Annotated in this window: 11 protein-coding genes, 1 tRNA gene and 3 rRNA genes; 6 read left to right on the top strand and 9 right to left on the bottom strand. The window is 36.1% G+C overall.

Annotation, left to right across the window (positions count from 1 at the left end; translation table 11 throughout):
* Window positions 1-25: 25 nt before the first annotated feature.
* Genes H5J23_RS13870 through moaC (H5J23_RS13885) form a run of 6 tightly spaced genes read left to right on the top strand, consistent with a single transcriptional unit; the run spans window position 26 to window position 2927 of the window.
* Window positions 26-868: a hypothetical protein gene (locus H5J23_RS13870; protein WP_185892867.1), complete on the top strand. Its 843-nt coding sequence runs from the start codon at window positions 26-28 to the stop codon at window positions 866-868.
* Window positions 869-870: 2 nt separating this feature from the next.
* Window positions 871-1194 (top strand): hypothetical protein, encoded by a 324-nt coding sequence (locus H5J23_RS14265; RefSeq protein ID WP_255494449.1) that lies wholly within the window; start codon window positions 871-873, stop codon window positions 1192-1194.
* 11 nt (window positions 1195-1205) lie between these two features.
* Window positions 1206-1454 (top strand): hypothetical protein, encoded by a 249-nt coding sequence (locus tag H5J23_RS14270; protein ID WP_255494450.1) that lies wholly within the window; start codon window positions 1206-1208, stop codon window positions 1452-1454.
* A gap of 17 nt (window positions 1455-1471) precedes the next feature.
* A complete protein-coding gene (locus H5J23_RS14275) occupies window positions 1472-1705 on the top strand; it encodes a hypothetical protein (RefSeq protein ID WP_255494451.1) in 234 nt (77 codons plus the stop codon).
* Window positions 1674-2426 (top strand): XdhC family protein, encoded by a 753-nt coding sequence (locus tag H5J23_RS13880; protein WP_185892869.1) that lies wholly within the window; start codon window positions 1674-1676, stop codon window positions 2424-2426. Before H5J23_RS14275 ends, H5J23_RS13880 begins: the two co-directional genes overlap by 32 nt.
* Before the next feature lie 21 nt (window positions 2427-2447).
* The gene (gene moaC, locus H5J23_RS13885; RefSeq protein WP_185892871.1) at window positions 2448-2927 is read left to right on the top strand and encodes a cyclic pyranopterin monophosphate synthase MoaC; all 480 of its coding nucleotides are present in this window, start codon (window positions 2448-2450) and stop codon (window positions 2925-2927) included.
* A 49-nt stretch (window positions 2928-2976) separates the two neighbouring features.
* Here the strand turns inward: moaC (H5J23_RS13885) and moaC (H5J23_RS13890) are convergent, their stop codons facing one another.
* The 9 genes from moaC (H5J23_RS13890) to H5J23_RS13930 all read right to left on the bottom strand — a co-directional run.
* The gene (gene moaC / locus H5J23_RS13890) at window positions 2977-3447 is read right to left on the bottom strand and encodes a cyclic pyranopterin monophosphate synthase MoaC (protein WP_023051092.1); all 471 of its coding nucleotides are present in this window, start codon (window positions 3445-3447) and stop codon (window positions 2977-2979) included.
* Window positions 3431-4222 carry an XdhC family protein gene (locus H5J23_RS13895; protein WP_023051091.1) on the bottom strand — a complete coding sequence of 264 codons (792 nt, stop codon included), beginning with the start codon at window positions 4220-4222 and terminating at the stop codon, window positions 3431-3433. The genes moaC (H5J23_RS13890) and H5J23_RS13895 overlap by 17 nt, the downstream gene beginning before the upstream one ends.
* Window positions 4223-4341: 119 nt before the next feature.
* Window positions 4342-5028, bottom strand: a complete 687-nt coding sequence (yqeB, locus tag H5J23_RS13900; protein ID WP_255494452.1) for a selenium-dependent molybdenum cofactor biosynthesis protein YqeB — start codon at window positions 5026-5028, stop codon at window positions 4342-4344.
* A 9-nt stretch (window positions 5029-5037) separates the two neighbouring features.
* Window positions 5038-5874 carry a hypothetical protein gene (locus H5J23_RS13905; protein ID WP_023051089.1) on the bottom strand — a complete coding sequence of 279 codons (837 nt, stop codon included), beginning with the start codon at window positions 5872-5874 and terminating at the stop codon, window positions 5038-5040.
* A gap of 16 nt (window positions 5875-5890) precedes the next feature.
* Window positions 5891-6865, bottom strand: a complete 975-nt coding sequence (galE, locus tag H5J23_RS13910) for a UDP-glucose 4-epimerase GalE (protein WP_185890954.1) — start codon at window positions 6863-6865, stop codon at window positions 5891-5893.
* A gap of 67 nt (window positions 6866-6932) precedes the next feature.
* Window positions 6933-7049 (bottom strand): 5S ribosomal RNA (gene rrf, locus H5J23_RS13915).
* 86 nt (window positions 7050-7135) lie between these two features.
* Window positions 7136-10052: ribosomal RNA gene (locus H5J23_RS13920) — 23S ribosomal RNA — on the bottom strand.
* 136 nt (window positions 10053-10188) lie between these two features.
* Window positions 10189-10264 (bottom strand) — tRNA-Ala (locus H5J23_RS13925).
* Window positions 10265-10316: 52 nt separating this feature from the next.
* Window positions 10317-11200 (bottom strand): 16S ribosomal RNA (locus tag H5J23_RS13930); the annotation flags it as partial.

An 11200-nucleotide genomic window follows, 5' to 3' on the forward strand; every position in this document is an offset into this window, starting at 1 on the left:
AGTCTTTAGAAAACAGAGGTGAATCATGGAATTTTTTAAAAGAATTTTTGCAAAAAAAAAGGATCAAGAAGTTGTAAAAATAGAAGAAAATAATGAAAAAAAAATACAGTGTAATAGCGAAAATTGTGGATGTAAAAGCTGTGAGCATAAAGAAGAGAAAAGTGGAGATTATTTAAAGAATATTTGCATACAAATAGAGACAATTCCATGTGAGCCTAATCCCTATTTTGTAGTAAATGATGAAAGTGCAAAGTTTTTTGAAGAGTTTGAAATAAGAATGACTACAATATATAGAATGTATAGTATAAATAGTATTTTTTTAAAAGAGTATCAGAAAGTTTCTAGAGAATCTTTAACCTCTACAAGAGATAATGAAAAAGAATTTTCTAAATATAGTAAGTGTTATTTTATAAATAATAATGCTTTTAAAGAGATACATCATATGAGTAATCTGTTAAATATTTTTATGATATTTGAAGTTTTATTGAAAAATATAACTAAAGATATTGCATATGATAAGCACTTAGATTTAGAGGAGATTCAAAATAAAAATATGTCTTATTTAAATAGTTATATTTTATTTTTAGAAGAAGCAATGAAAAGTAAATTTTCTTTAGATGAAAATGAGAGAAATTTTATTGGAATTGTTAGAAAAATTAGAAACGATTATCTACATGATTATATGACAGAGATACCTGAATCAATAGAAAAAGAGATAGTTAAAATATTTAATTTAAGAACAGGAAAAAGAATTACAGTAGATGAATATTTTATTGAAAATACTTGTAAAATTTTTGGTGAAATAGCAAAAAGATTGGAAAGTTCATATTGGGAGTATAAAATAAATTTCTTGAAAAATAAGGAGTGATTATGTTAGCTATAATTAGGGGTGCAGGAGATTTAGCAACAGGAGTTATTCATCGTTTGTATAAGTGTGGCTTTAAAATACTGGTTTTAGAAATAGATAAGCCTAGTTCTATTCGCCGAACAGTATCTTTTTCAGAATGTATATATAATTTAAATGGAGAACAGGTTGTTGAAGGTGTAAAAGCTAGAAAAATCGAAACACTTGAAGAAATTAAAAAGTGTTGGTTAAATAAAGAGATACCTATAGCAATAGATTCATATGGGAAATGGATAGAAAAATTAAAACCTAATATTGTAGTAGATGCGATTATAGCGAAAAAAATTTAGGAACAACAATAATGATGGCACCAATAACAATAGGATTAGGACCTGGATTTATAGCAGGAAAAGATGTAGGAATTGTTATAGAAACAATGAGAGGTCATAATTTAGGAAGAATTATAAAAGTTGGTGAAGCTGAAAAAAATACAGGAAATCCAGGAGATATAGGTGGATTTACAACTGAGAGGGTTATTTATGCTAAAGTGTCTGGAAAGTTTAAATCTTTAAAAAAAATTGGTGATATTGTAAAAAAGATGAAACAATAGGAACTATTAATAATGAAGTGGTTAGTGCTAGCATAGATGGCTTATTAAGAGGAATAATTAGAGATGATTATGAGGTAAAAAAAGGTTTAAAGATTGCTGATATAGATCCAAGATTAAACCAATATAATAATTGCTTTACAATATCTGATAAAGCTAGAGCTTTAGGTGGTTCTGTTGTTGAAGCTATTTTTAGTGAAATTGTAGAGAAAGGGGAGAAGGATGGATTTAAATATTTTGGAGAAAATTTTTGAAATTGTTAAATCAGGAAAAAAAGTAGCTCTAGTTACATTAACTAAATCTAGTGGGTCAACACCTAGAAAAGAAGGAACTTTAATGGGTGTATGGGAAGAAAATTTTATAGGAACTATTGGTGGTGGATTGGTAGAGCATAGAGTTATTAATCAAGCTAGAAAATGTTTAGAAGAAAATGAAAATCAAAATTTCAACTATGATTTAACAAAAGAGGCTGAGTTAGGTATGAGTTGCGGTGGTAGTGTTGAAGGATACATAAAAGTTATAAATCCTAAAAATCGTATTGTTATTATAGGAGCAGGACACATAGGGCAGAAGTTATATGAAATATTAGATGGTTCTGACTTTGAGAGAGTTATTTTTGATGACAGAGAAGAGTATAAAAGTTATACGACAGATATAAAAATAGGAGATTATAATCAACTTATAGAAGAACTAGCTGAGAATGAAAATTCTTATTATGTAATTGTTACTAAAGGACATGCAACAGACGAGAAGGCATTAAGAAGTGTTTTGAAGAAACAAAGTAGATATATTGGAATGATTGGAAGTAGAAAAAAAGTTATAGAGATAAAAAAAGAGATATTAGAAAGTGAAATAGTTATACCTGAAGAAAAACTATACTCTCCAATAGGATTAAAAATATCTGATGGAAGTCCATATGAAATTGCTATAGAGATTATGGCAGAGATATTAAAAGTTAAAATAATGGAGAGTTGATTCATAGGAGGCTTACAAAAGATGTTAACACATTTTAATGAAGATGGAAAAGCAGTAATGGTAGATGTAACAGAAAAAAAAGAAACTAAAAGAGTTGCTATAACAAGTGGAAAAATTACTATGAATTTGGAAACTTACAATAAAGTAAAAGAAGGTACTATTGAAAAAGGAGATGTTCTGGGAGTGGCTAGAGTTGCGGGTATTATGGCAGCCAAAAAAACTAGTGATTTAATTCCTATGTGTCATCCATTATTCTTAACAGGTGTAGAAGTTGAATTTGATTTTTTAGATGAGGATTTAACTATCCAAGCTAGAGTGATTGTTAAAACTTTTGGAAAAACAGGAGTAGAGATGGAAGCCTTAACAGGTGTATCTACAGCACTTTTAACAATTTATGATATGTGTAAAGCTATGGACAAAACAATGTTAATTAGCGATATAAAGTTATGTAAAAAAACTGGAGGAAAATCAGGAGAATTTATAAATGATGATTTTATGTAACTCCTGATTATAAATCTATAAGATACTTAGATATTTTATATTTAAGAAATCATTCATTTATAAATTCTCCTGATTTTCCTCCAGTTTTTTTACATAACTTTATATCGCTAATTAACATTGTTTTGTCCATAGCTTTACACATATCATAAATTGTTAAAAGTGCTGTAGATACACCTGTTAAGGCTTCCATCTCTACTCCTGTTTTTCCAAAAGTTTTAACAATCACTCTAGCTTGGATAGTTAAATCCTCATCTAAAAAATCAAATTCAACTTCTACACCTGTTAAGAATAATGGATGACACATAGGAATTAAATCACTAGTTTTTTTGGCTGCCATAATACCCGCAACTCTAGCCACTCCCAGAACATCTCCTTTTTCAATAGTACCTTCTTTTACTTTATTGTAAGTTTCCAAATTCATAGTAATTTTTCCACTTGTTATAGCAACTCTTTTAGTTTCTTTTTTTTCTGTTACATCTACCATTACTGCTTTTCCATCTTCATTAAAATGTGTTAACATCTTTTGTAAGCCTCCTATGAATCAACTCTCCATTATTTTTAACTTTTAATATCTCTGCCATAATCTCTATAGCAATTTCATATGGACTTCCATCAGATATTTTTAATCCTATTGGAGAGTATAGTTTTTCTTCAGGTATAACTATTTCACTTTCTAATATCTCTTTTTTTATCTCTATAACTTTTTTTCTACTTCCAATCATTCCAATATATCTACTTTGTTTCTTCAAAACACTTCTTAATGCCTTCTCGTCTGTTGCATGTCCTTTAGTAACAATTACATAATAAGAATTTTCATTCTCAGCTAGTTCTTCTATAAGTTGATTATAATCTCCTATTTTTATATCTGTCGTATAACTTTTATACTCTTCTCTGTCATCAAAAATAACTCTCTCAAAGTCAGAACCATCTAATATTTCATATAACTTCTGCCCTATGTGTCCTGCTCCTATAATAACAATACGATTTTTAGGATTTATAACTTTTATGTATCCTTCAACACTACCACCGCAACTCATACCTAACTCAGCCTCTTTTGTTAAATCATAGTTGAAATTTTGATTTTCATTTTCTTCTAAACATTTTCTAGCTTGATTAATAACTCTATGCTCTACCAATCCACCACCAATAGTTCCTATAAAATTTTCTTCCCATACACCCATTAAAGTTCCTTCTTTTCTAGGTGTTGACCCACTAGATTTAGTTAATGTAACTAGAGCTACTTTTTTTCCTGATTTAACAATTTCAAAAATTTTCTCCAAAATATTTAAATCCATCCTTCTCCCCTTTCTCTACAATTTCACTAAAAATAGCTTCAACAACAGAACCACCTAAAGCTCTAGCTTTATCAGATATTGTAAAGCAATTATTATATTGGTTTAATCTTGGATCTATATCAGCAATCTTTAAAACCTTTTTTTACCTCATAATCATCTCTAATTATTCCTCTTAATAAGCCATCTATGCTAGCACTAACCACTTCATTATTAATAGTTCCTATTGTTTCATCTTTTTTTACAATATCACCAATTTTTTTTAAAGATTTAAACTTTCCAGACACTTTAGCATAAATAACCCTCTCAGTTGTAAATCCACCTATATCTCCTGGATTTCCTGTATTTTTTTCAGCTTCACCAACTTTTATAATTCTTCCTAAATTATGACCTCTCATTGTTTCTATAACAATTCCTACATCTTTTCCTGCTATAAATCCAGGTCCTAATCCTATTGTTATTGGTGCCATCATTATTGTTGTTCCTAAATTTTTTTTCGCTATAATCGCATCTACTACAATATTAGGTTTTAATTTTTCTATCCATTTCCCATATGAATCTATTGCTATAGGTATCTCTTTATTTAACCAACACTTTTTAATTTCTTCAAGTGTTTCGATTTTTCTAGCTTTTACACCTTCAACAACCTGTTCTCCATTTAAATTATATATACATTCTGAAAAAGATACTGTTCGGCGAATAGAACTAGGCTTATCTATTTCTAAAACCAGTATTTTAAAGCCACACTTATACAAACGATGAATAACTCCTGTTGCTAAATCTCCTGCACCCCTAATTATAGCTAACATAATCACTCCTTATTTTTCAAGAAATTTATTTTTATACTCCCAATATGAACTTTCCAATCTTTTTGCTATTTCACCAAAAATTTTACAAGTATTTTCAATAAAATATTCATCTACTGTAATTCTTTTTCCTGTTCTTAAATTAAATATTTTAACTATCTCTTTTTCTATTGATTCAGGTATCTCTGTCATATAATCATGTAGATAATCGTTTCTAATTTTTCTAACAATTCCAATAAAATTTCTCTCATTTTCATCTAAAGAAAATTTACTTTTCATTGCTTCTTCTAAAAATAAAATATAACTATTTAAATAAGACATATTTTTATTTTGAATCTCCTCTAAATCTAAGTGCTTATCATATGCAATATCTTTAGTTATATTTTTCAATAAAACTTCAAATATCATAAAAATATTTAACAGATTACTCATATGATGTATCTCTTTAAAAGCATTATTATTTATAAAATAACACTTACTATATTTAGAAAATTCTTTTTCATTATCTCTTGTAGAGGTTAAAGATTCTCTAGAAACTTTCTGATACTCTTTTAAAAAAATACTATTTATACTATACATTCTATATATTGTAGTCATTCTTATTTCAAACTCTTCAAAAAACTTTGCACTTTCATCATTTACTACAAAATAGGGATTAGGCTCACATGGAATTGTCTCTATTTGTATGCAAATATTCTTTAAATAATCTCCACTTTTCTCTTCTTTATGCTCACAGCTTTTACATCCACAATTTTCGCTATTACACTGTATTTTTTTTTCATTATTTTCTTCTATTTTTACAACTTCTTGATCCTTTTTTTTTGCAAAAATTCTTTTAAAAAATTCCATGATTCACCTCTGTTTTCTAAAGACTTCTATACCAATTCCAAGCTGTTTCAATTATCTTTTCAACATCTGTATATTCAGGTTTCCATCCTAATATATCTCTTGCTTTTTCACTAGCTGCTACTACTGATGCTGGATCCCCTTCTCTTTTTTCAACTACCTCTGATTTTATATCAACATTTGTAACCTTTTTAGCTGCATTTAGCATTTCTAAAACTGAAAATCCATTCCCATTTCCTAAGTTATAAATTCCACTGATATTTTTATCTAATGCTGGTAAAGCAGCAATATGTGCTCTCACTAAGTCAACTACATGAATATAATCTCTTATACCAGTTCCATCTTTTGTTGGATAATCATCACCATAAATACTTAGTTTTTCTCTTTCCCCTTTTGCTGCTTGTAAAATTATTGGAATTAAAGCTGTTACACCATCACCTTTTTGTCCTATATGATATTTTTCATGAGCTCCTCCAACGTTAAAATATCTAAATATAGAATAATTTATCCCGTAAGCTTTTGCTGCATCTATTATAACTCTTTCAGCCATTAATTTACTAGCTCCATATGGATTTATTGGAGCAGTTGGATAATCTTCATACACTAAACCATCACATTTAACTTCGCCATAAACTGCAGCAGTTGATGAAAAAATTATATTTTTTACATTATATTTTTTCATAACTTCAACTACATTCATAACTCCATAGGTATTATTGAGATAATATTTATTTGGTTCAAAAACACTTTCACCAACTTTTATATAACCTGCAAAATTCATTACAGCATCTATTTCATTTTCTTTAAAAATATTTTCAAAAGAATTTATATCTCTTATATCTCCTTGATAAAATTTTGCTCTCTTATCAACTAATTCTATATATCCGTTCTCTAAATTGTCTAAAACAATAACATTATACCCTGAATCTAATAATTCTACCACTGCATGACTTCCTATATAACCCGCGCCACCAGTAACTAATATATTTTTCATATAACACCTCTCTACAATTTAATTTTATCTATTAAATTATAGCACAATTTTACAAAAAATAAAAAAAGATTGGCAACTTCCTATCCTCCCAGGGGGCTGCCCCCCAAGTACTTTCAGCGTTTATGGGCTTAACTTCCAGGTTCGAAATGTTACTGGGTGTACCTCCATAGCTATCGTTGCCAATCAATATTTATTTGTGTGAACTATGAATTTTCCATAGTCGTGACTTTGTCACTTCTTGGATCATTCAAAACTATATAGTAGTATATTAAGGTTAAAACTTCGATATATTAGTATTGGTCAGCTAAAAGTCTCACAACTCTTACACCCCCAACCTATCAACCTCCTAGTCTCGAAGGTATCTTAAAGAGTACTTATCTTGAAGTCAGTTTCCCGCTTAGATGCTTTCAGCGGTTATCTGTTCCAAACGTGACTACCCAGCTGTGCCACTGGCGTGACAACTGGTACATCAGAGGTTTGTCCATCCCGGTCCTCTCGTACTAAGGACAGATCTTCTCAATACTCTAACGCCTACAGTGGATAGGGACCGAACTGTCTCACGACGTTCTGAACCCAGCTCACGTACCGCTTTAATGGGCGAACAGCCCAACCCTTGGGACCTTCTCCAGCCCCAGGATGCGATGAGCCGACATCGAGGTGCCAAACTCTACCGTCGATATGGACTCTCGGGTAGAATCAGCCTGTTATCCCCAGGGTAGCTTTTATCCGTTGAGCGACGACCCTTCCATTCGGAATCGCCGGATCACTATGTCCTGCTTTCGCACCTGCTCGACCCGTCAGTCTCGCAGTTAAGCTCTCTTATGCCATTGCACTCTGCGGTTGATTTCCATCCAACCTGAGAGAACCTTTGAACGCCTCCGTTACTCTTTCGGAGGCGACCGCCCCAGTCAAACTGCCCACCTAGCACTGTCTTCGAGGGTACAAACCTCAAATTAGAATTCCGACATAGTATGGTTGGTATTCCACCAGTGACTCCGCGTAATCTAGCGACCACGCATCATAGTCTCCCAACTATCCTATACATACGATGCCAAAACCCAATACCAAGCTACAGTAAAGCTCCATGGGGTCTTTCCGTCCTACTGCAGGTAACCGGTATCTTCACCGGTAATACAATTTCACCAGGCCTCCCGTCAAGACAGCTCTCAGATCGTTACACCATTCGTGCAGGTCGGAACTTACCCGACAAGGAATTTCGCTACCTTAGGACCGTTATAGTTACGGCCGCCGTTCACCGGGGCTTCAATTCGGAGCTCTCACTCCTCCTCTTAACCTTCCGGCACTGGGCAGGTGTCAGCCCATATACGTCGCCTTACAGCTTAGCATAGACCTGTGTTTTTGTTAAACAGTCGCCTGAGACTCTTCACTGCGGCCTCTCATAGCTTTGCGTCGCGTGTACGCTCACCATAAAAGGCACCCCTTCTCCCGAAGTTACGGGGCTATTTTGCAGAGTTCCTTAACGAGAGTTAGCCTGTCCGCCTTAGATTTCTCATCCTGACCACCTGTGTCGGTTTGGGGTACGGGCACTAATATCTTTATAACGCTTAGAAGCTTTTCTCGGCAGTGTGGTATTTGCACCTTCCATCTTACGACTCCTCATCACACCTCACGTTTAGTCTAGCGGATTTTCCTACTAGACCACGCTACATGCTTGAACTGGCACTTCCGTTCGCCAGCGTGCATAACCTCCTGCGTCCCTCCATCACTTGATATCAGTGGCACAGAAATATTAATCTGTTTTCCATTCGCCTACGCAATCTAGCCTCGGCTTAGGACCCGGCTTACCCAGGGGAGACAAACTTTACCCTGGAACCCTTGGTCTTCCGGCGTGGGGGATTCTCGCCCCCATTCTCGCTACTTATTCCTGCATTCTCACTTCTGATACCTCCAGAGTCTCTTGTCGATTCTCCTTCAACGGCCTACAGAACGCTCTCCTACCAGTCGCTTACGCAACTCCACAGCTTCGGTTTATAACTTAGCCCCGTTACATTGTCGGCGCAGAGACTCTCGACCAGTGAGCTATTACGCACTCTTTAAAGGTATGGCTGCTTCTAAGCCAACCTCCTGGTTGTTTGTGAATCTCCACCTCCTTTCCCACTTAGTTATAATTAGGGACCTTAGCTGGTGGTCTGGGTTGTTTCCCTTTTGACCATGGAAGTTAATTCCCATAGTCTCACTCCTGAGCTCTAGAATTATGGTATTCGGAGTTTGATTGACTTCGGTAAGCAGTATGCCCCCTAGGTCATTCAGTGCTCTACCCCCATAATTGAACACTCAAGGCTGCACCTAAATGCATTTCGGAGAGAACGAGCTATCTCCTGGTTCGATTGGCTTTTCACCCCTAAACCTACCTCATCTCCCAACTTTTCAACGGCGGTGAGTTCGGGCCTCCACTGTGTCTTACCACAGCTTCACCCTGGACAGGCTTAGATCACCAGGTTTCGCGTCTACGCCCAGCGACTATGTCGCCCTATTCAGACTCGGTTTCCCTTCGGCTCCGTTAAACTTAACCTTGCCACTGAACGTAACTCGCAGGATCATTCTCCAAAAGGCACGCCATCACCCCAAAGGGCTCTGACCGCTTGTAAGCACACGATTTCAGGTTCTATTTCACTCCCCTCCCGGGGTTCTTTTCACCTTTCCCTCACGGTACTATGCGCTATCGGTAAGTAAGAGTATTTAGCCTTACGAGATATGGTCCTCGCAGATTCACACAGAATTCCTCGTGTTCCGTGCTACTTGGGAGAGATCATACATTTGATACGGTTTACCTGTACGAGGCTTTCACTCTCTACGGCAGGCCTTTCCAGACCTTTCCAGTTCGGCGTATCATAATGTCGAATACCTTGCAGTTCTTCAGACGATCTTCCCGCTACCCCGTAGATGCAACGGCTGCATCCTTGGCACATCTACGGTTTGGGCTCACCCCCGTTCGCTCGCCGCTACTTAGGGGATCGTTTTTACTTTCTTTTCCTCGGGTTACTTAGATGTTTCAGTTCACCCGGTTCCCTCTTTCGTGCTAAGACTCCATCTTAGCAGATTTCTCCATTCGGAAATCTTGGCATCACAGTTCGATTGCAACTCCACCAAGCTTATCGCAGCTTACCACGTCCTTCATCGGCTCTTACTTCCTAGGCATCCTTCGTGTGCCCTTAATATTTTAACCTTGTAATATAATTCATATTATTTAGACAGACTAACTACTCAATTTAAGATTGACTTAAAAATGAATTGTTAGTTAATTTAGAATATTTTCTCAATATCTACTATATAGTTTCCAATGTCCAAGTTTGATAATGTTTTGGTGGAGATAAGCGGAGTCGAACCGCTGACCTACGCAGTGCAAGTGCGTCGCTCTCCCAACTGAGCTATATCCCCATACTTACAAAGAACAGTATCAATCGAATAGAGAAAAAGTTAGTCTCCTTAGAAAGGAGGTGATCCATCCGCACGTTCCCGTACGGATACCTTGTTACGACTTCACCCCAATCGCTAATCACACCTTAGGAACATCCCTCCTTACGGTTAGGCCTGCTACTTCAGGTGCAACCAACTCTCGTGGTGTGACGGGCGGTGTGTACAAGACCCGAGAACGTATTCACCGCAACATGCTGATTTGCGATTACTAGCGATTCCAACTTCATGTACTCGAGTTGCAGAGTACAATCCGAACTAAGAACAGCTTTAAGAGATTAGCTCACCCTCGCGGGTTGGCAACTCTCTGTACTGCCCATTGTAGCACGTGTGTAGCCCAGCGTATAAGGGGCATGATGACTTGACGTCATCCCCACCTTCCTCCTGCTCATCGCAGGCAGTATCGCATGAGTGCTCAACTTAATGGTAGCAACATACAATAGGGGTTGCGCTCGTTGCGGGACTTAACCCAACATCTCACGACACGAGCTGACGACAGCCATGCACCACCTGTCACCAAGTTCCGGCAAGCCGGCACGAATCCATCTCTGGAAACTTCTTGGGATGTCAAACGCTGGTAAGGTTTCTCGCGTTGCGTCGAATTAAACCACATGCTCCACCGCTTGTGCGGGTCCCCGTCAATTCCTTTGAGTTTCACACTTGCGTGCGTACTCCCCAGGCGGATCACTTATCGCGTTAGCTTGGGCGCTGAGGTTCGACCCCCAACACCCTAGTGATCATCGTTTACGGCGTGGACTACCAGGGTATCTAATCCTGTTTGCTCCCCACCGCTTTCCGCGCTTTAGCGTCAGTATCTGTCCAGTGAGCTGACTTCTCCCATCGGCATTCCTACAAATATCTACGAATTTCACCTCTACACTTGTAGTTCCGCCCACCTCT

This window comes from Cetobacterium sp. 2G large (assembly GCF_014250655.1).
GTDB lineage: Bacteria > Fusobacteriota > Fusobacteriia > Fusobacteriales > Fusobacteriaceae > Cetobacterium_A > Cetobacterium_A somerae.